At 33.1% G+C, this 19,420-nt stretch carries 21 protein-coding genes; 6 read left to right on the top strand and 15 right to left on the bottom strand.

Features of this window, described 5'->3' with window-relative positions:
• Positions 1-37 precede the first annotated feature (37 nt).
• Positions 38-640, bottom strand: a complete 603-nt coding sequence (locus tag MHH85_RS09005) for a TetR/AcrR family transcriptional regulator (RefSeq protein ID WP_340706756.1) — start codon at positions 638-640, stop codon at positions 38-40.
• Between the two features lie 282 nt (positions 641-922).
• On the opposite strand from MHH85_RS09005, the gene MHH85_RS09000 reads away from it, so the two are divergent.
• Entirely contained in the window at positions 923-1,462 is a 540-nt protein-coding gene (locus tag MHH85_RS09000; RefSeq protein ID WP_340706755.1) for a 2'-5' RNA ligase family protein, read from the top strand.
• Between the two features lie 122 nt (positions 1,463-1,584).
• On the opposite strand, the gene MHH85_RS08995 is transcribed toward MHH85_RS09000, so the two are convergent.
• Both MHH85_RS08995 and MHH85_RS08990 read right to left on the bottom strand, forming a co-directional pair.
• On the bottom strand, positions 1,585-2,076 hold the full coding sequence (locus tag MHH85_RS08995) for a DUF2716 domain-containing protein (RefSeq protein ID WP_340706754.1): 492 nt from the start codon (positions 2,074-2,076) through the stop codon (positions 1,585-1,587).
• Positions 2,077-2,246: 170 nt separating this feature from the next.
• Positions 2,247-2,552 (bottom strand): NIPSNAP family protein, encoded by a 306-nt coding sequence (locus MHH85_RS08990; RefSeq protein WP_340706753.1) that lies wholly within the window; start codon positions 2,550-2,552, stop codon positions 2,247-2,249.
• A gap of 257 nt (positions 2,553-2,809) precedes the next feature.
• Between MHH85_RS08990 and MHH85_RS08985 the strand changes: the two genes are divergently transcribed.
• Positions 2,810-4,369, top strand: a complete 1,560-nt coding sequence (locus MHH85_RS08985; RefSeq protein WP_340706752.1) for an alkaline phosphatase family protein — start codon at positions 2,810-2,812, stop codon at positions 4,367-4,369.
• A gap of 266 nt (positions 4,370-4,635) precedes the next feature.
• Here the strand turns inward: MHH85_RS08985 and MHH85_RS08980 are convergent, their stop codons facing one another.
• On the bottom strand, positions 4,636-4,890 hold the full coding sequence (locus MHH85_RS08980; protein WP_193739666.1) for a GlsB/YeaQ/YmgE family stress response membrane protein: 255 nt from the start codon (positions 4,888-4,890) through the stop codon (positions 4,636-4,638).
• Positions 4,891-4,985: 95 nt separating this feature from the next.
• Positions 4,986-5,444 carry a GNAT family N-acetyltransferase gene (locus tag MHH85_RS08975; RefSeq protein ID WP_193739667.1) on the bottom strand — a complete coding sequence of 153 codons (459 nt, stop codon included), beginning with the start codon at positions 5,442-5,444 and terminating at the stop codon, positions 4,986-4,988.
• Positions 5,445-5,667: 223 nt separating this feature from the next.
• On the opposite strand from MHH85_RS08975, the gene MHH85_RS08970 reads away from it, so the two are divergent.
• Positions 5,668-6,294: a DUF1643 domain-containing protein gene (locus tag MHH85_RS08970; protein WP_340706751.1), complete on the top strand. Its 627-nt coding sequence runs from the start codon at positions 5,668-5,670 to the stop codon at positions 6,292-6,294.
• Between the two features lie 228 nt (positions 6,295-6,522).
• On the opposite strand, the gene MHH85_RS08965 is transcribed toward MHH85_RS08970, so the two are convergent.
• The 3 genes from MHH85_RS08965 to MHH85_RS08955 form a co-directional block, all read right to left on the bottom strand.
• The gene (locus MHH85_RS08965; protein ID WP_340706750.1) at positions 6,523-6,819 is read right to left on the bottom strand and encodes a putative quinol monooxygenase; all 297 of its coding nucleotides are present in this window, start codon (positions 6,817-6,819) and stop codon (positions 6,523-6,525) included.
• Positions 6,820-6,905: 86 nt separating this feature from the next.
• Positions 6,906-7,334: a MarR family winged helix-turn-helix transcriptional regulator gene (locus MHH85_RS08960; RefSeq protein WP_340706749.1), complete on the bottom strand. Its 429-nt coding sequence runs from the start codon at positions 7,332-7,334 to the stop codon at positions 6,906-6,908.
• 243 nt (positions 7,335-7,577) lie between these two features.
• On the bottom strand, positions 7,578-8,216 hold the full coding sequence (locus MHH85_RS08955; RefSeq protein ID WP_193739671.1) for a nitroreductase family protein: 639 nt from the start codon (positions 8,214-8,216) through the stop codon (positions 7,578-7,580).
• Positions 8,217-8,670: 454 nt separating this feature from the next.
• Here MHH85_RS08955 and MHH85_RS08950 point away from each other — a divergent pair, with 454 nt between their 5' ends.
• Positions 8,671-9,855, top strand: coding sequence for an oxalate decarboxylase family bicupin (locus MHH85_RS08950; protein WP_340706748.1), 1,185 nt, complete (start codon positions 8,671-8,673; stop codon positions 9,853-9,855).
• Between the two features lie 102 nt (positions 9,856-9,957).
• Here the strand turns inward: MHH85_RS08950 and MHH85_RS08945 are convergent, their stop codons facing one another.
• A complete protein-coding gene (locus MHH85_RS08945) occupies positions 9,958-11,631 on the bottom strand; it encodes an ABC transporter substrate-binding protein (RefSeq protein ID WP_340706747.1) in 1,674 nt (557 codons plus the stop codon).
• Positions 11,632-11,728: 97 nt separating this feature from the next.
• On the opposite strand from MHH85_RS08945, the gene MHH85_RS08940 reads away from it, so the two are divergent.
• Entirely contained in the window at positions 11,729-12,967 is a 1,239-nt protein-coding gene (locus MHH85_RS08940) for an MDR family MFS transporter (RefSeq protein WP_340706746.1), read from the top strand.
• A 199-nt stretch (positions 12,968-13,166) separates the two neighbouring features.
• On the opposite strand, the gene MHH85_RS08935 is transcribed toward MHH85_RS08940, so the two are convergent.
• From MHH85_RS08935 to dhaK, 5 genes are all read right to left on the bottom strand, one after another.
• Positions 13,167-14,636 (bottom strand): ATP-binding cassette domain-containing protein, encoded by a 1,470-nt coding sequence (locus MHH85_RS08935; RefSeq protein WP_340706745.1) that lies wholly within the window; start codon positions 14,634-14,636, stop codon positions 13,167-13,169.
• A 427-nt stretch (positions 14,637-15,063) separates the two neighbouring features.
• Positions 15,064-15,753, bottom strand: coding sequence for a hypothetical protein (locus tag MHH85_RS08930; protein WP_340706744.1), 690 nt, complete (start codon positions 15,751-15,753; stop codon positions 15,064-15,066).
• A 211-nt stretch (positions 15,754-15,964) separates the two neighbouring features.
• Entirely contained in the window at positions 15,965-16,342 is a 378-nt protein-coding gene (gene dhaM / locus MHH85_RS08925) for a dihydroxyacetone kinase phosphoryl donor subunit DhaM (protein ID WP_193739676.1), read from the bottom strand.
• Positions 16,332-16,940 carry a dihydroxyacetone kinase subunit DhaL gene (dhaL, locus tag MHH85_RS08920; protein WP_340706743.1) on the bottom strand — a complete coding sequence of 203 codons (609 nt, stop codon included), beginning with the start codon at positions 16,938-16,940 and terminating at the stop codon, positions 16,332-16,334. The genes dhaM and dhaL overlap by 11 nt, the downstream gene beginning before the upstream one ends.
• Positions 16,941-16,953: 13 nt before the next feature.
• On the bottom strand, positions 16,954-17,940 hold the full coding sequence (gene dhaK, locus MHH85_RS08915; protein ID WP_340706742.1) for a dihydroxyacetone kinase subunit DhaK: 987 nt from the start codon (positions 17,938-17,940) through the stop codon (positions 16,954-16,956).
• Between the two features lie 290 nt (positions 17,941-18,230).
• Between dhaK and MHH85_RS08910 the strand changes: the two genes are divergently transcribed.
• Positions 18,231-18,593: a hypothetical protein gene (locus tag MHH85_RS08910; protein WP_340706741.1), complete on the top strand. Its 363-nt coding sequence runs from the start codon at positions 18,231-18,233 to the stop codon at positions 18,591-18,593.
• 248 nt (positions 18,594-18,841) lie between these two features.
• On the opposite strand, the gene MHH85_RS08905 is transcribed toward MHH85_RS08910, so the two are convergent.
• The gene (locus MHH85_RS08905) at positions 18,842-19,393 is read right to left on the bottom strand and encodes a hypothetical protein (RefSeq protein WP_340706740.1); all 552 of its coding nucleotides are present in this window, start codon (positions 19,391-19,393) and stop codon (positions 18,842-18,844) included.
• Positions 19,394-19,420: the final 27 nt, after the last annotated feature.

The raw sequence follows: 19,420 nt of genomic DNA, 5'->3' as shown, positions 1-19,420 counted from the left end.
ACCTTTCAGTCTCTTTTTGGTTATAAAAAAGACGGCTTTATTGCCGCTCAGTCGCAATCATTGAAATATATTGTTTCAAATTATTGCTTATGATCTTTGTTAATTGTACATCATTCTTTAATCGGTCTAATACGAGCCCACCTTCTAATGTTGAAACAATATATATCGCCGTATCGTATGGCTTTACAGACTGCTTCAACTCCTGATTACTAATACCATCCTCTATAATTTTAACTAACCAATTTATCATTATATCCATTGCTTCATTGATAGATGGCAGTAACGCATTCCCGTCTAAATCATCCATTTCTATAGCTGCATTAAAAATAGGACACCCACCTGCTATCGGTTCTCCTAAACTTAATTCTAAAAAGGACTCAACAAATGCGAATAATCTGTCCGTGGCATTCTCGTGTTGTGAAACACTCGCCTGAAAATGATTTTGCATTATTTCAGTAGAAAAATGAAAAGACTCGACCATAAGCTGCTCTTTATCTTTAAAATGGCGATATATCCCTCCTTTTTGAATATTAGTTTCCTGAATAATGTCATTCATCGATGTTGTCATGTAACCTTTTTTGTTGAAAATTGTAGCAGACTTCAGAATAATATTACGCCTTGTTAATTCACCTTTTCTCATTATAACCTCCAAAAAAGATACCCTTTAGTCTCTTTTAATATATAGGAAGTAAGATACAAATTCAAGCACTTTTTTACAGAAATCAAATATTAAGCTGTATCTGGTGCGAAGAATCTTCACTACTCGTTTTTTAACCTTGGCCTACCATGAAAATTAAATTGAAATCATTTTCATCTCTAGATTTCTCTTATAATAAATTGATATTCCAAATGGATATTTATGTTAAAATAATTTCAATGATTGTGACAAAAATATTTTAACTAACGAAGAGGTGGAATTATTATGTACGGATTAATTGCAATTTTTGATGAAACAACAGAACAGATTATTAAAGATATTTGGAAAGAGTTAAAAGAAAGGTCGATTTCCTTTTATGCATATGAAGTGGAAAATAGGATACCGCACATTACATTAGCAGGCTATAATGACTTAAACCCATCTTATTTTACAAAACAAATGGATGTCTTTTATGAAGGTAAGCAGGCGATTGATATTACTTTTAATACAATTGGTTCGTTTCTTAATTCGGGAGCATTGTTCTTATCACCTACCGTTACAACAGAATTGAATGAATTTCATTTTAACCATCATAAAAATTTCGAACAATTTAATGATGACCCGAATTCATTGTACCTTCCGAATCGTTGGATACCACATTGCACTATAGCAAATAGATTGTCTCCAGAAAAGTTATCTAAAGCATTTGATTATTGTTCAAAAAGAAATGCTACTATAGTTGGACAGATAAAAGAAGTCGCTCTTATTGATGTATCTAATAAAAATAAAGCACCCATTATTTACTCAAAAAAATTCGGGAAATAGTGATATTCAGAGCTTGTGAAGGATAAAAGTTCTCTTACATTAGGTTGAATAGATGTCGATTTAATCTCTTTCATAAAACACGTCCCTTCTTGCAATAAACTGCCCCGTTATCAAAGCATACATTACCCCTGACGTACTATTTTTTCAAACATTCGTGGTCGATGTTTTTCAAAACCTTCTATTAATTCTTTTCCGAAAATAGTTATAGTTCTTTCCCAAGGGTCACCTAAATATCCCCATTCAAAATCCTTATGAATAAAAAAGTAATAATCGCCATTTGGGAAGATCGGTACTGTCCAATTATCGAATTCATTTTTTTGAAATTCTAGATAGGGATTTATCCAATGACACTCATGCTGCCAATCTAATGCATAAATATATTCATCTACTGACGTGCATTCTTGAAAAACAAGTAATGCTTTTTCCTCTAAGTCATCATAGGCATCCAAACCTTTATATTTTCCAAAGTATAGTGAAATATCGTAGATAATAAAAGGGGTTGGTACTTTAAAAGATGGAAGATTGGTAGTGCTTGGTTCAAACTTCAATTCGTCGAATATTTTATTCCACACTTTTTCATCCTCTGAATTTGTTAGTTCAACCCAGTTTTTCATTTAAATGACTACCTTTTTTAGTAGCGTCTATTATAACATTTCTTATCGAACTAACCCGCCCCGTTAGTTAAATAAAAAAAGAGCTGCCTGAACAGCTCCAAAATATTCTACTAAAGCCCCCGTTTACTTAACGGGCTATCATTAAATTATTTTACATATTTAACGGTTATTCAATTAAATATAGGACGCATAAAACTTCTTTCATAACTTAAAATACATTTATTATCTTCTGCAAATTTAATTGCTGCCTGACATTCTTCATCCAATGCCATTTTCATTCGGTATTCTTCGTATGCTGTTAAACTCGGGAAAGTGAATAAGGCATAAGCAATATTATTAGCACCTTCGTGTGGAAGAAAATAGCCATGATGTGTACCACCTAATTTATTTACAAGTGGAATCCACATCTTACCGTATTCTTCAAATTCATTTACTTTATAAGGGTCAATAACGTACTTCAAATAGCATGTTACCATTTTATTCCTCCTAAAATCTTTTTCTAATCATAACATATACTTCTCATTAAGATGCTATTAATCAGTAGCTGAACATAGTAAGGGATAATATTATTTCATGTTATGGTAACTACACATTGTGCAAATGAGAACTGGAGGAGGAATACGAATGGATAACTTATAGTTGAACCATCTTTATAAGGCTAAATTTTAGTTTGACGTATCTTTCTTCCAATATAAACCACACTAATTGTCCACTACAATAAAAGGGTGAAAACATGGAATATAAAATAGTCGTATCCATTATCGTATTCATTTTCTTGATAGTTTGTCTTGCATTTGCCTTTTCAATGTCGCCTTCAAAGGATATTAGCAACACTGTTATCAATATAAAGCAAAAACCAGTCATACTCATCACTGTAGACTCTCTTATGAGTCAGTCTATCCAAAAATCTATTCAAGAAAAAAAAGCACCTGCCTTTTCATTTTTAATAAAAAACGGACAATTCTACCCAAAAGTAATTAGCTCTTATCCCACAATGTCCGTTGCGATTGATAGCACTTTGTTGACTGGTACTTATGCTGATCAACATAAGGTTCCAGGACTTATTTGGTTTAAGAAAGATGAAAATCGCATTATTAGTTATGGGAGTGGGATAAGTGAAATTTGGAGCCTTGGAGTTAAAAATGTTGTCTACGATGGTATTGTAAATTTAAACAAAGTGCATTTGAGCAAAAATGTTCAGACCATTCATGAAGAGCTCTCAAAGAGTAACATTCAATCTGCCTCTATTAACGGACTTTTATATCGTGGAAGTTTTCAACATCAATTAAATGTTCCGAAACTAATATCAGCAATGGGACTTCTACCAAGTAAAATAAATACCAATGGACCATCACTACTTTCTTTGGGAACATTGTCTCAATATGATCCCAATAATGATCGTCAAAAGTTCGCCTGGAAAAGTATGGGCATAAATAATCAATTTACTGTTAACGAGTTGAAATTTTTAATTAAAAATAATAAAATGCCCGCATTTACTCTGGCCTATTTACCAGATGCAGACAAGGATTTACACAAAAACGGGCCAGAATATATAGAGCCAATTGAAAAAGCAGATCAATATCTTCAAGAACTACTCAATTCTTATCCGACTTGGGAAGAAGCGATTAATCAGGTAATTTGGATTGTGCATGGAGATAGTGCCCAATCTAAGATTATTAAAGATAAGAACATTTCGCTAATCGACTTAAATGATGTCTTAAAAAACTATACTTTTTGGGAACGTAAGAAGAATGGTGATATTGCAATCGCGATAAACGAGAGAATGGCGTACATTAACTTAATTAAAGAAAACATTGAAATTTCAAAAATAATAAAGACATTAAAAAAAGATAACCGAATTGGTATTATTGCATGGAAAGATGGAGGAACAAACTATGTTACTTCTCCAGAATCCGATAAGATTTTCACATTTTCATCAAATGGACCCTATAAGGATCTTTATAACCAATCTTGGAAGTTAGATGGTGATCATTCCATTTTAAATTTGGAAATTGATAATCAAGGGCTTATCGAATATGGCGATTATCCAGATGCTCTCGCAAGACTTAATGGTGCTCTGCATTCACATGAAGGTCAATTTATTATTGTAGATGCTAAGCCACACTTTGAATTCATAGAAAAACATAGTCACAACCATGCTGGTGGAGGAGCACATGGTTCTTTACACAAAATCGATTCCCTTGTCCCGCTAATAATCACTGGTACACATGAAAAACCTGAATACAATAGACTTGTTGACATTAAAAAATGGATTATTAAATTAACAAAGTGACTCCAATCCCAATCAATGTATCGAATAGGTATAAGCCGATTTGGACAGAAATGGACTTTGTTGTTTTTGATTATAATTGAAATATAAATTCTGTATAACCTGATATACGTCCCCCTCTCTCCCCAACTACTGCTGCAAACCGTTCTGGTAGGTTTTATTTTTAAAAACCTTCAAGTTCAGGTGCTTATTTCTTTAAAGAGTAGATTAACGAAACCGTTATTTAGAATCGAAGTTCAGAAAAAAGAACCTGAGCAAATGCTCAGGTTCTAATCTTTATGCATTAACTTAAAAATAAAGCTTACGATGAGTATCAATATTATTGAACCAAGTAAAGCCGGGAAAATATAGAAATCACTTAAGGTTGGTCCCCACTGACCTAATAATTTCCCACCTATCCAAGCTCCAATAATACCTGCAATAATATTGCCTATAATTCCACCTGGGATATCCTTACCAATAATCATGCTTGCTACCCATCCTAGAACACCACCAATAATTAAGAACCAAAGAAAACTAAACATGATATTTAACCTCCTTTCTAAACTTCACTATTCTGTATAGCTTAAGTAATAAAAGAGGAAATATACGAAAATAACTTTTGAAATATTTGCCTTTACTAATAGTGTAAATCTTGAGAAAGTCGGACCATATCTATACATTGAATACCATTTTCAAAAATTGGCTCTGCATAATGTCGTATAAAGAAGTCTCTATCTATATGTGTGATACGGAATCCGCATTTTTGGTAAAGAGCAATTTGTGAAATGCTCGAATTGCCTGTTCCAACTTCTATTGTCTTATATTTTTTTGACTTGGCAGTAGCAATGGAATGCTGAATTAGCATTTTACCTAAGCCTTTCCCTTGCTGCTCTTCTTGAATAGAAACATTCACTAACTCCGCAGTTTCGGGACGTGTAGGGATTAAAACATATACACCAATAATGCTATCTTCATCCTCCAACACGAAGCATTCCCCTCTTTGTAAATACTCTAATACAATCTCTTCGGAAGGATCGGCTTGTAATAATAAATCCATTGGTATATTGTCTGTCGCAACTAATCTTCTTATTTTCATTAAACTCACCTTCATTTCAAGTTTTTCCTGCACTAAACTTTTTAATAATTGTAACTTATTTTAAGGCAAAAAAGTCATTAATATCTATATACTTCTCAAAAATTGAGAAGTATTGTAGATAACGAGATATCCATTAACAGAATAAATATATCAATATATGTATACATTTTAATTTTTAGTATATTATATTAACATGCAAAAGATGAAGAAGGGATTGTTAAACATGAATAAAAATCAAAAATATTCATACCCAGAAAAAATCATAGTCTCTAATATTTATCCAGAAGCAGATAATACTATACGTTATTTTTTGCAACTTAAAACTCCACTTCAATCAAAATCAAGCGCTACAGTAATAATGATGAATCCTCATAACGCGAGTAGAGAAAATTCTGATCCAACGATAAATAAAGTTTGCTCTTTTTTCAGAGATAATAATCAATTTCAATATGGAGTCATCAATATACTAAACTTATTCCCTTTCTATGAACCAAACTCACACTTATTGGTTCACGAAATAGAAAACAATACTAAATCTTTCGAAAAAACGATGAAAAATAATTTCAAAAAAATAAACGAAATTATTAGATTAAGCGATATCATAGTTTTAGCTTGGGGAAATGTACCAAAGAATAAATTTTCTAAAGTGCTGCACGATAAAGCTGTCCTATCCGTATCTACCCTTCTAAAGAAACATAAAAAAGAAGATTCTCTGTATTTGTTTAAGTATAAAGATATAAGCTCCCTAACAACCAAAGGAAATCCTGGCCATCCTTCACGTAAATCAATTGAAGATCTTCTTAAAGTACGTGATATTAAAATCACAACTAAATCAAGATTTATCATATAAAATTACATGTAAATAGAAGTAAAAGAAACCAGACTATATTTATTACTTTTAATTTACTTTGTTCAACTTTTCTATTGAGTTAAAAGACTTACATATAATAGTTCCTTTAAATTATAAATAGTTTTAATATCAAGTGTTTTTAGATAAAGTATTACTTATAGTTGAAAATGCACATAAGCAAACACCCCAAGAATAACCTTCTTGGGGTGTTTGCTATTTGAAACAAAATTATGCTTTTAAATGTTCTCCGCTGAATACTTTAAGGTCCATTGGTGCAGCCATGAAAGCTTGAGCTTTTTGAGTAAAAGCAGTGAAATGTTCACTAGTATTATGGATTGCAATAGCTTCTGCATCTTTCCATAGTTCGACCATTGTATAATGGTAATCTTGTTCAGTAGATTTCATCAAATCATAGCTAATGTTACCTTCTTCAGCTCTTGAAGCTTTAAGAAGTGTTTTTGATTCTTCCAAAAATGCTTGTTCTTGGTCCGGTTTTACTTGAAGTTTTGCGTGAATAATAATCATTGTTAGCCATCCTTTTATTTAAATTGATTGAACTAAAATCTTACATTTGATAAGATCCAGTTCATTTGATTTAGTGAATCAAAATTTCAGTATTCACTAATATTATTTTGCATACGATTAAGCATGTCAGATAGAGCTTCTAATTCTTCTGGGTTAAAATCAAGAAGCATTTGGTTCACAAAATTAATCTTTTCTTTTTTGTAACCAACAATTCGCTTACGCCCTTCCTCTGTAAGTCGAACAAAAATCACTCGATTATCGGTTGGATTTCTTCGTCTTGTCACCATACCGTTTGCCTCAAGTTGTTTTAGATGACGGGTAATAGCAGCACTGTCAATATTAACAGCTTTTTGAAGGTTGGACTGATTAATTTCTTCTGTTTCAAAAAGCTGATGTAGCAATTCAAAGCGTGTTGAGCTAATGCCTGTACATCGCTCAAATTTAGGGCTAATTTGATTATTAAGTCCTTTAAGCAGATGTAAGATTTGTTCTTGATTTGAAAGTGAACATTGCATCAACTGACCTCCTAAGTACTTTATGAAGTCAACATATAAGAGTGCCTATTATTTTATTGAGCGCTCAATCATTGACTCCTCAATAAAGATAATACAAAACCGTCTAACTTGCAAACCTGAGGCTAATTTACCAATACTTGTTTGTTATCTATATATATGAAATATACCAATTTGTTTTCAATTACTTCTAATGAAGTTATTAAATACAACCTCAATGTTACTTTAAATTGTTGTACTTACATCTTATTTCCATTTTGTGATTGTATCTACTGGTAAGCGATATGATTGGAAACCATCATTGATGGCTTTACCGATAGAAATTAACATAACCGGAATATAGCGATCTTTATCCAGTCCATAGGCTTCAGCAATCTGGTCTTTCTCATAACCACCGATAGCATTCGTGTCATAACCGTAGGCACGGGCTACAAGCATGAGTTGCATTGAAACAAGACCAGCATCGAGCATAATAGTATCTTTCATTTTTTCATCGGACATCTTTTCATAGAGCGGTTTAAACGCATTCAATTGAAATTCTTTAACTTCTTGAGGCATATATCCAAGTTCAACGGCTTTGCTGTAAATTTCTTCGGCATAATCAAAGTTATTTAGGTCAGCGAAGACAGCGATTACAGCAGATGAGCTCATGACTTTATCCTGGTTGAATCTAGAAAGAGGAGCTAGTATTGCTTTCCCTTCTTCACTGTCAATGACGACAAAGCGCCAAGGTTGCATATTAATTGAAGAGGGTGCTTTCGTAGCTTGAGCTATAATTTCACTCATTTCTTCACGGCTAATTTTAACCGTAGGGTCATATTCCTTAATAGAACGGCGACCATATACAATTTCATTGAAATCATTCGTTTTTTGATATTTGTGCATGATATAGAGCTCCTTTTTCAAAATTCATTTTACTTGATGCATCAATGTTTGATATATCAATAGTTGATGCATCAAGTAATATAATATAAATTTGAGAAATATGCAACAAGTAAGTTTCACTTACCGAAATTTAACAATATGCAAAAGTGACTCAACTCAAAAAAAGAGCATTGGTTTAAAATTCCACTTCTGAAATATTGCGTTGGAAATTGAATAAGTTTTTCACTTTAAAGCCAACTGGTTTTTTCAATAAAAAAACATCCCTTAAAATTCAAGGGATGCTCTGTTCGACTAATTTATTCACTCTTCCACTTCTATTTTTCAGTTTAGAATTCTAGATCAAATGGATAAAACACTTTTGCTTGAAGTAGATGGTCATTTAGACAGATTCCTTATCATATATCATTATGTATGTTCTTATTTGGCAAGTAGTCCAATGAAAGGAGTTTACGTAATGGATAATCCTAACGAAAATATAGAAGACACTATACCTCAGCCTATTCGAAGTAACGGCGAAGGAGGATATGATACTGGACCCCGAGATATTATGAGAGATCTTGAAAACCCTGATATGTTAGTGCCACCAAAGACAGATGCTGGTTTGCTCCCTAATATGCGTTTTTCATTCTCAGACACCTCCATGACTTTAAATCATGGTGGGTGGTCAAGAGAGGTTACTGTTAGAGAATTGCCCATAGCAACTACTCTTGCTGGTGTAAATATGAGCTTGACGGCTGGTGGTGTTCGAGAATTACATTGGCACCAACAAGCAGAATGGTCTTTTATGATATCCGGTCATGCACGAATTACATCCATAGATTCTGAAGGTCGTAATTTCGTTGCTGATGTAGGTCCAGGCGAGCTTTGGTACTTCCCACCTGGGCTACCACATTCAATACAAGGTTTAGAACACTGTGAATTCCTGCTCGTTTTCGATGACGGTGCTTTTTCCGACTTGAATACTTTATCCATCTCGGATTGGTTTGCTCACACGCCAAAAGATGTATTGTCTGCTAATTTTGGCGTACCTATAAGTGCGTTTGACAACATACCTACAGAGCAGGTGTATATTTTTCAAGATAAGGTTCCAGGTCCCCTACAAAATGACAAGGTTCAATCCCCTTACGGAACAATTCCTGAAACGTTCAAGCACAAGTTATTAGCGCAAAAACCAATGCAAATACCTGGGGGCACTGTACGTATAGTAGACTCTACAAACTTTCCTATCTCAAAAAAAATCGCCGCGGCCCTTGTCAAGATTGAACCGGGTGCAATGAGAGAACTGCATTGGCATCCAAATAACGACGAGTGGCAGTATTACCTCTCTGGACAGGGACGCATGACGGTATTTAGTGGCAACGGTATAGCTCGAACATTTGATTATCGTGCTGGAGATGTCGGTTATGTGCCATTTGCTAATGGACACTACATTCAAAATACCGGTACTGAAAGTTTGTGGTTTTTGGAAATGTTCAAGAGTGATCGGTTTGCTGATGTATCTTTAAACCAATGGATGGCGCTTACCCCTTCTGACCTAGTAGAAGACAATTTGCATGTTGGACCAGAACTATTGAATGCCCTACAAAAAGTAAAATATCCTGTTGTTAAGTTCCCTGGATTTTCTTACTATCAAAGGTAAGAGATCTTTAGCTCTTACTTAGTATAGAAAATCGAAGAACCAATTCTTAAGTCGCTTTAGTCGTTTTTTAATATTTTATAACTTATAAAAGGATGCCCCACGTTACAACGTGAGACATCCTTTTTCTGTATTTAATGGTTTCATCCACAATTTAGAGAAATCAACATAGCCAAAATGCTTAATTGTTACATTTTGAATATCTGTTGAGAAGGGAATAATACGTTTTTCATAATATAAAGGAATTAAAATAGACTCATCGATACATTTTCTTTCTATTTGTAAATTTAGATTGGTCCATTCTTCAAATGGTGTTTCAACATATTTTTGAATTAGATCAGTAATTAATGGATGGGCGTGTACTACATCAGAAGCAGCAGAATTATCACTTGTCATAAATTGAAAGAATGAGAGCTGTTGATTTAACTCAAATATCTCTCCATGTATGATAATATCGGCTTTATTTGTTAAACAACGATTATTTAGTTGATCTTGAAATGTCACATAACGCAGTTCTACCGGAATGCCTTCGTGTTCTAATAGGTTTTTCAACCATATCGTTAGATCCTTTGTATAATTTACATACTCTATAACTAATGGTTTTTCTACTTTTGGACACACGACTTCTGTAATTGTATATGGCTTACTGTGACCAATTAGGAAGCCATTATGATTTGGAGAATAATTATGATGATATTGATTTAAATCTACAATTTCTTCTCGATGTCTTGCTATTATATGGTGAATAAACTGACGTAACGCTTTATTTTGAATAGCTGATTCGTGACAAATATTTAATATGACAATTCCAAAACCAGAGTCACTTTGCACATCTATAGTATCTGTGGATACTGTAGTTTGAGATGAACGGTAAATTTTATCAAAATCCTTTGGTACAGTAACAAATTCAACAGTATCTAACAATGGCCTCTCTTGAAAATATTCTGAAAAGGCTTTTAAGATAGTTATCGAAGGGGAACTTTTTTCTAAAAAGAATGCACCTGTACCATATAATTGATTTTTGGTTTCTTTGAAAATACTTGCACTAATTAATCCTAAAAGCTGTAAACAATAACTACATGTCGTATGCAGTTCCACCACTAGAGGTGCTGGAGAAACAATTGCTTCTACTGGTGCCCATATTTTTTGATAGGTTGGATGTTTTCGTAGTTTATTGAGGCAATTCACTACGTCTTTTGCAGTTAGTATCGACCCATCATGAAATTGGATATCTTTTCTTAAATAAAGTCGTAGTCTGCCGTTAGCCTGCTCCCAACTATGAGCAATTTCCGACGTTACATCACCGTTAGCATCAACATGGACTAGGCGGTTATATAAGTTTGATACAAGATTTGCACTATAAGCATCGGCTGCTTCTATTGGATTAATTGTAATAAAGGGATGCCTTTTAGGAATGATTAATTTGTCTGTTCCGTCTTGTTCGTAACCGAATCTTGATTGAAAAATCTTTGTAAGTCTTTGTTTTGCTCCTGCAGACCAATCAAAGTTTAAATACTTCGCTGCTTCTTCCACTGATTCATTTTTTAATTTAGCTTGCATTTCACCTTCATAATATTCCTCTATATTACGTAACCAACTCAAAGAAGATTGAACTCCCCTCCCCTTTCCAGGAGTATAGTTAAGCCACCCTTCTTTCTCCCATCTATGTAGTAATCTCGATGTTTGCTTCACACTTAATTCAAGTAATTCTGCTAACTCCTTTTGTTTTACTGTCCCTGATTGAAATGATCGATAGATTTTTAGTAAAGCTGCTTCCATAGTAGTCACCTCTAAAAGTGGACATAATATATAAAATTGTCCCTTTTTTAACTTATTAGTCCAGTTTAATATAAAGTAAATCTAGGAGGTAGACAATATGAAATTGAAAGATTTACCACAAAATATTAAATTGAGATTAATAACTTCCTTTTTTAATCGAATAGCTTTTAATGCTGTTATGCCATTTATCGCTTTGTTTTTTGCTCATGAAGTGAATAAAGTATTTGCTGGCTCACTGCTACTTCTATCAGTTGGAATTAATTTTGCTACTAATTTAGTTGGAGGTTATATTGCGGACCGTTTTCGCCGAAAAAAGGTGCTGTTAATAACTTCCTTTACGACATTCGCACTATTATTATTGATGACGCTTTGTTTAATTCCAAATAAACGTCTAATTTGGTTGTTTACTGCGTTGTATCTTATTTATGTTATATCTAGTAATCTTGGACGACCTGCCATGCAGGCGATAATATTAGATTCTACAACAGCTGAAAACCGGAAAGCTGTCTTCGCGATTGATTACTGGCTTTTGAATTTATCAATTAGCTTTGGTGCAATTTTAGGTGGGCTTCTTTATATGAATCATCAAATTATGTTATTTAGCTTTTTGACAGTAACTACTGTTTTTATCGCAATTGCATATCTTATTTGGCTGCAGGACGATTCTATACCAACAATAGAAAAACAGCATGATAATATCTTGTTAGATTTAATTAGTAATTATAAAACAGCTTTAATGGATCATCGTTTTGTGAAATTGACACTAGCTATGATGTTTATCTTTTCTGCGGAATTTTCTTTAAGTAGCTATATTAGTGTTCGGCTTGCGGAAACCTTTAAATCGGTGAAGATTTTTGGCTTTGAAATTGAAGGAGTTCGAATGTTCAGCTTGCTGAGCTTTGAAAACACATTACTTGTAGTATGCTTCACCTTTTTAGTATCAAGATGGACAAATACAATGAATAATAAGAAATCAATCCTATTAGGGCTTGCAGTGTACGGATTGGGTTATACCTTCTTAACCTCTTCGAATCATTTCTATCTCCTATTACTTTTTGGAGCATTAGCAACTTTAGGTGAGCTCATGTATTCGCCTGTATTTCAAGCGGAGCAGGCTAATTGTATACCGCCAGATAAAAGGGGGTCATATCTTGCTTTCTCTGGTCTAGGATTCAATGGAGCGAGTATGATTAGTAGTGGTGCTCTTATATTAGGAGCGTTTTTAGCTCCTTGGGAGATGTCTATCTTCATAGGTATTATCGTTATGTCAGGAATTGCTTTAATATATAGCGCATTATTTTATACAGGAAAGATTAGTTTGATCTTAAATAGATAATATGTCTGTACAAATATATATTAATAGGTTTAAACGATGTGCCTCATTATTGTAAATAGTACTTTCGTTAACTTGTTTTTAATACTGCAAAGAAATTGTTATTTCAATGCAAGGATAGGTGAGTAAAATATATTTACTCTCTCTATCCTTTTCTTGTACTTTCAAATGATTTCATTTACTACTACAACATAATCATTTATCAAAAAGATCTTAATTTTATCTTTTTTGTAGCAATCGCATTAGTGAAATATTCATTATGGTCTACTCCAATCATAGTTGGTTGAGATCTCTTTATCGCATCTATCATTTGATTTATCACGAACATATCTAAATAGTTGGTTACCTCATCCCAAATAAACAACTCATTTTCTCCTAATAATGCATTTGCTAAGAAGACTTTTTTCTGTTCACCAGCACTCCAATTTTCACTAGATTTATCGGAAAAACTAGAACGTTCAATTCCTAATTGATATAATAGATGCCAATATTCTTCTTTTGCTTCTTTCGAAGGTAATTGATTAAGCAGTGAAAAATAATCTATTTCCACTTGATTTTTTTGACTTAGTATTGATAGATGTTGAGGTAGACTTATTCGATATTCACCCATAGTTTCTAGCTGCTCTCTTCCAAGTATAAAATTTAATAGAGTGGACTTACCTACTCCATTTTCCCCCTCAATAAAAAATCGTTCGGTTGGATATACATCTATATTGATTGGTTCAAAAAGAGGTATCCCTTCTCTTAAAATCGAAAAATCCCGAAAGAATAAAACCTGTTTTCTTGGCTGTTTAACTATCATTTTGAGTTCAGAAACATTTTCGATATTATGAAGAAGACTTTCCTTTTCTTCAATCATCGCTTCTGTTCGTTTTTTCACTGCTTTCGCTCTCTTCATTTGTTTTGCAGCTAGTCGTCTTGCTGAGGCATCTTTTGTACTATTCTCTCTTTTTTGCCCCCACGTACTCATTTGTTTGGAAACATCATTTAGTCGACCAATTTCCGTTTTTAGTTTGGCATTCTTTTCCTCAGAAAGCATATCTGCATTTGCTTTTTCATATTTCCACGTATCCACATTACCTCTAATCATGTCAATCGATTCTTTATTGATGGCTAAAACATGATCCACGAATTGATTTAAAAAAGACTCATCATGGCTAATAACTATAAATCCCTTTTTCTTCTCTAAATACTGACTGACGATTTTCCTGCCATTCAAATCTAAATTATTTGTAGGTTCATCAATTAAAGGAAATGAATTTTCATTCAAAAATAACTCAATTAGCAAGAGTTTTGTTTGTTCACCACCACTTAATACATTAAAACTTTTATCTAAAATGTCATGCGATATATCCATATAAGTTAATTCACGTTCAACTTGCCAAATATCGATATGTGGGTTTTGTTTCAGTAACACTTCTAAAGCGGTTAAATTTTTATGAATATCTGGATATGACGGGAAGTATTTAAAATCTAATGTTGATTGTATAGAACCTTTATACTCAAGCTGGTTTAAAAGTATTTTTAAAAAGGTTGTTTTTCCTCGCCCATTCCTGCCAACAAGTCCTAATTTCCAATTTTCATTGATGTTTAAATTTACATTTTTAAAAATCGGTTTTAGCATCGATAAGTATTTAAATGTCATATTTTTTATAAGAATATTCTCTGTCATTCAAATCACCTCTAAGATGAGAGGAAACAAAAAATCCCCCCATTAATTTGGAAGGATTAGTCGATTCATATATTTATTCATGACAAATAAACCTATTTTTTCGTATTAGGTTCTTCGAAATATGATAAATGAGCAGACTAATCCAATTTTACAAGTACATGTATATACTCTTTTGTAAAAAATAGAATTAGTTTAACATTGTCCACTCATCTTCCCTTCAAAGTTATTACACGAAATATAGCATAAAGTAAATTCCAGTGTCAATAAAATTTAACTATATATGAAAATATTGGATATAATAGAACGGGTTTTGATTTCATAATAACAGTAAAACGAACTTAGTATGTAAATATTGATTTTAGAAAAAGGTCAATTGTAGATTTAGAATTAATTTTAACTATTTCACTTTCCCTTGGATTTACATATATTAATCCGCAAATGCTAATATCCTTTTAAATCTTTCAAAAAATTTAGCAGGTTTTTTTGTTTGGTCTTTGTCATTTTCAATTACCTCTGGATTATGATAAGGTAAATTAATTTGTTCCCATTCAAACCCTTCATTTGTACATTTGATAAACAAATCATAGGCTTCCCCATCAGAAGGAAACATTGTTACTCTCGACTCTTCATTTTCTAAAGCAACTTCAATCGCCTCTTTTATTCCTAGTAATGCAGCACGATTCGCAACCATATAAGCATTACCATGCCACATTTGTTGACCAAATAAATGACAATAATTCGATTCCTCTTCCATATCTTTTTCTTTTTGGAACAATTGATTTAACTTCTGCTCTGTTTCCTCGTGATTATGAACATCTAAATATACGTCAATGCTTAGCTCATTTGCATCTTTTTCCTTTAGATGAGAAACAAATTGTTCAAATATTTCATTGTTTTCAATAAAAATATACGACTCAATCCCGTCTTCATCCTCTAATAGAAATGCATAGCTATAAATTTGTATTCCATTGCGTTCATAAAGATACTGCATTACATTATTAGATATTACCTTAGATTGAATGAGGGTAAAACGATTTGATTTCTCTTTCATTTTTAAATGGTTTTTTAATCCATTGTTACCTGAAAGACTAAATGCGGTAAATAGCGTATTTCCCATATGAATCACTCCCATTTTTCGTGTTAATACAAGAATAATTAACATTTTAATGCATTCCTTGATCAACCAAACAGACCTTTTTGTTTAAGTATATTTCTTCACTATCTCCACATCAACTTTAACATAAAAATACAATAAAAAATCACCTCTAATAATAACAAAAGAGGTGGTTTTTATAGAACTTTAAAAGACTTTTAGAGTTAATTTAGCCTTATCTTTTTATCATTAATTTCTCTAACTCATTTATAACTGCAGATAATTCTGCATTCATTTCAAATAATGCAGCTGTACAATAGACACCCTCAATAAACGAGACGTCCATAATCTCAATTTCTTTCTCTGAGAGTTCCGCAGCCATTTCAAGATTCATTTTGGCACTACCTAAATCATAAAAAGCGAACAGTCGATCATTTGTATTTTCTTCAATTGCTTGTTGAACTGTTTCAAAGCTGGTGCCAATATCACCATCCACTGTCCCACCTACAAATGTGATAGACACATTAGGTGCAACTTGGTGTATTAAGTCATATAAACCTTTTACGATATCCTTACTATGTGACACCATGACTATGCCGATATTAGTCGTCATTTAAATCACCTGCTTCTAATAGTGCTTCAAAAAACAGTTTAGAGGAAGCGGCACCTGGATCTACTTCGTTTATAGACCTCTCCCCTAAGAAGGATGCCCTACCTTTTGTTGCCTTTAAAGCAGTAACCTTTGTTAGGGTTGTTTCTAATATCTCTGTTGTTAGCTGTTTTTCTTCTATGGATTCAATAGCTGGTGCCCATACATCTAGCATTGTTTTCTGGCCGATATCTGATTTTCCTCGTTTTTTTATCCCATCAAATCCGGCTTTGATTACATTTATTAATTCATCATGCTGTAACTCTTCTTTCGTGCCAATGGCTTTTGCCATTTCTAGAAACGCTGTACCATATAGGGGCCCTGATGCTCCACCTACCCCGCTAATCCATTTCATCGCAGCATGCTTGAATACATCTGCTAAATGAGGAGGTACAGACTCTTGCCATGAAGTGAGTAATTGTTGCGCTCCCCTTGCCATGTTCATGCCATGGTCTCCATCACCTATAATACGATCGTATTCACTTAATTGTTCTTTATCTTGAATTACTTTTTCTGCAAATACGGTGAACCATTTTTGTGCAAAATCTTTTGTGATGATCATTATAAACTCCCCCTTACCAAGCAGGCGCTAGTGTACTTTCAGTTAAATATTCAAGCCATTTCGGATCTTCTAATTGTAATAATGTTAAAGAGACACCTGCCATATCAATAGCAGTCATGTAATTCCCAACTTTTTTAAATTGTACTTTGTAGCCTTTTTCTTGCAATAGATTTAAACAATCATGCGCGAAAATATATTGCTCCATAAGTGGCGTAGCACCCATACCGTTAATAAGTACAGCAAGAGTTTGATCCGTCGTCCATTTGGTTTCTACTTCAATTTTATTAATTAACTCCTCTGCAATTTCACGAGAAGTTTTGATTTTTTCACGGCTATAACCGGGTTCTCCGTGTATCCCAATACCAAATTCCATTTCATCCTCATCTAAGTCAAAACCAGGCTTACCAACCTCAGGTACAATGGCAGGTTTTATAGCAACGCCAACAGTGGCAAGATGTGCTACGACACTTTCTGCTAGCGTCTTAATGTCTTCAAGTGAAGCCCCTTTTTCTGCGGCAGCACCGATAATTTTATGAACTAGTATTGTGCCGGCAACTCCCCGACGCCCCTCTGTATAGCTACTATCGAATACAGCCACATCATCATTGACTATAACGTAGTCTACTGCAATACCTTCTAACTCTGCTAGATCCTTTGCCATTTCAAAATTCATGCAATCCCCACTATAATTCTTAATGACAAGGAAAACACCAGAGCCTTGATCTGCAGCTTTTATAGCACTAAATACTTGATCGGGTGTAGGAGAGGTAAAAACATGTCCACATACAGCCGCATCTAGCATCCCTAGACCAACAAAACCCGCATGTGCAGGCTCATGCCCACTTCCACCACCACTAATAATGCCGACTTTATTAGATGTAAATTGAGCGCGTGTAATGACATGTGTATCTTCTAAATACGTCACGTCATCGTGCACTAATTTGTATCCAGCTAACATATCAACTAGCACTTGTTCAGGTTGATTAATAATCTTCTTCATCCTTCATACCCCCTATGAAAACTGCATAATCTTAAATTGTTGCACAAATAATATCTTTCATTCTACTATTTGTCTGCTATCACCAATCTATGCAGTTACCCGGGAAAATAGGCGAACTCTAATACAATTCGCAGTAATAAATTTGTGAATGCAACTAGTTGGCTTCTTTACATAGAGATAACTGATTCAAAATATTAAAATTAAAAAAGAGATTATTATTTTAATAAAAATAATTTATACTATAGAAAATGTTTTAATAATCTATAAACTATAGAAACATTAGAGAGAAGATGAATACAATCGAAACTTTCCCAGAAATGTATGAACTGATTGATATATTTGAATCAATACCAGAAATATTAGACAAAGACTTGGATTGGTATTATAACGAAAGCACATTAGTATTGAGACGAGATAACGAAATACTTGAAGTAATTATTGAACCTTCGATAAATCGCCTAAGAATAAATTGGAGAGACGAAAAAAGGATACGAATGGAATTGGATTTAGAAGAAGTAGCAGGTTTAGCCATTACTAAAAATAATGGCGGGGAATCTATTCAAGTATCATTCAATGATTCTTTAATGAAAGATTTGATTGTTAATACAAAACCATATATTTCTGTAGTATGGGGCACACTCCAAGATATTTAAAGATTGATAAAAGAGCTTGTTGATTTTACAAAATCACAAGCTTTTTTTCTACTATTGTAGAAACGTTATCATTGAAGTGTTGTATCATGCTGTTGGATAAGTTATTAATTGAATATCAGTAGGGGAATTTTTATCCTTTGAAGATGTGTTCGAGAAGTGCATTTTGGGATCTTTAAATAAAATTAGGGGGATTCAATAAAATATTGAATCCCCCATTTAAACTAAACTTAACCTAATATAAAGAACATTTAAGCATCGATATACTCAATGATTTCATAACCTACATAATCTGTTATAGCTGGATATTTACTTCGATAATTACAATTCCAATAACTGATTACTCTACTTTCAATTGTATTATAAAATGTTGCATTTTCTGCAATAAACTCTTTTATGATACTCTTATCAATACTATCTAAATTATCTTTGATCACTTGTAAAATTTCGATTACATACTCCCCTGTAAGTTGAATTATATATGGAATTATCCAAATGTAGTAATTACATTGATTAATTATCTTTTTTAAATGTTCTTCCCTAATAAACCCATCATGATGTCTTGTAAATAAACAATTTAATACTACTTGTTGTCTATCTGTTAATGTGTTGTATTGCAATAAGGAAGGTTCATTAATATATATGCGTTCAGGAATATTCAACTTACTTCCTCTAAAATTAACCTCAAAACCATATGAAAAGTCTAGCTTGTTTGAATGGTCAATTATACTTAAAACTCTAATCACATCTTCCTTTAATTCCGTTGGAAATGCTTTTAATAATTTATTTATATTTCTTGACATATTATCACCAACTTTAATTTGCTCACT

This window comes from Viridibacillus sp. FSL E2-0187, assembly GCF_038006425.1.
Taxonomy (GTDB): domain Bacteria; phylum Bacillota; class Bacilli; order Bacillales_A; family Planococcaceae; genus Viridibacillus; species Viridibacillus arvi.
The sequence above is the reverse complement of the archived record's forward strand: the minus strand, read 5'-3'. Positions and strand labels throughout refer to the sequence as shown.

Coding starts and splice junctions, on each gene's coding strand:
- MHH85_RS08985 (WP_340706752.1), top strand. CDS start 2,810: ATGGAATATAAAATAGTCGTATCCATTATCGTATTCATTTTCTTGATA.
- MHH85_RS08960 (WP_340706749.1), bottom strand. CDS start 7,334: ATGCAATGTTCACTTTCAAATCAAGAACAAATCTTACATCTGCTTAAA.
- MHH85_RS08930 (WP_340706744.1), bottom strand. CDS start 15,753: ATGGGAAATACGCTATTTACCGCATTTAGTCTTTCAGGTAACAATGGA.
- MHH85_RS08965 (WP_340706750.1), bottom strand. CDS start 6,819: ATGATTATTATTCACGCAAAACTTCAAGTAAAACCGGACCAAGAACAA.
- MHH85_RS08955 (WP_193739671.1), bottom strand. CDS start 8,216: ATGCACAAATATCAAAAAACGAATGATTTCAATGAAATTGTATATGGT.
- dhaM (WP_193739676.1), bottom strand. CDS start 16,342: ATGACGACTAATATCGGCATAGTCATGGTGTCACATAGTAAGGATATC.
- MHH85_RS09005 (WP_340706756.1), bottom strand. CDS start 640: ATGAGAAAAGGTGAATTAACAAGGCGTAATATTATTCTGAAGTCTGCT.
- MHH85_RS08995 (WP_340706754.1), bottom strand. CDS start 2,076: ATGAAAAACTGGGTTGAACTAACAAATTCAGAGGATGAAAAAGTGTGG.
- MHH85_RS08905 (WP_340706740.1), bottom strand. CDS start 19,393: ATGTCAAGAAATATAAATAAATTATTAAAAGCATTTCCAACGGAATTA.
- MHH85_RS08980 (WP_193739666.1), bottom strand. CDS start 4,890: ATGTTTAGTTTTCTTTGGTTCTTAATTATTGGTGGTGTTCTAGGATGG.
- MHH85_RS08940 (WP_340706746.1), top strand. CDS start 11,729: ATGAAATTGAAAGATTTACCACAAAATATTAAATTGAGATTAATAACT.
- MHH85_RS09000 (WP_340706755.1), top strand. CDS start 923: ATGTACGGATTAATTGCAATTTTTGATGAAACAACAGAACAGATTATT.
- MHH85_RS08975 (WP_193739667.1), bottom strand. CDS start 5,444: ATGAAAATAAGAAGATTAGTTGCGACAGACAATATACCAATGGATTTA.
- dhaK (WP_340706742.1), bottom strand. CDS start 17,940: ATGAAGAAGATTATTAATCAACCTGAACAAGTGCTAGTTGATATGTTA.
- MHH85_RS08970 (WP_340706751.1), top strand. CDS start 5,668: ATGAATAAAAATCAAAAATATTCATACCCAGAAAAAATCATAGTCTCT.
- MHH85_RS08935 (WP_340706745.1), bottom strand. CDS start 14,636: ATGACAGAGAATATTCTTATAAAAAATATGACATTTAAATACTTATCG.
- MHH85_RS08945 (WP_340706747.1), bottom strand. CDS start 11,631: ATGGAAGCAGCTTTACTAAAAATCTATCGATCATTTCAATCAGGGACA.
- MHH85_RS08990 (WP_340706753.1), bottom strand. CDS start 2,552: ATGGTAACATGCTATTTGAAGTACGTTATTGACCCTTATAAAGTAAAT.
- dhaL (WP_340706743.1), bottom strand. CDS start 16,940: ATGATCATCACAAAAGATTTTGCACAAAAATGGTTCACCGTATTTGCA.
- MHH85_RS08950 (WP_340706748.1), top strand. CDS start 8,671: ATGGATAATCCTAACGAAAATATAGAAGACACTATACCTCAGCCTATT.
- MHH85_RS08910 (WP_340706741.1), top strand. CDS start 18,231: ATGAATACAATCGAAACTTTCCCAGAAATGTATGAACTGATTGATATA.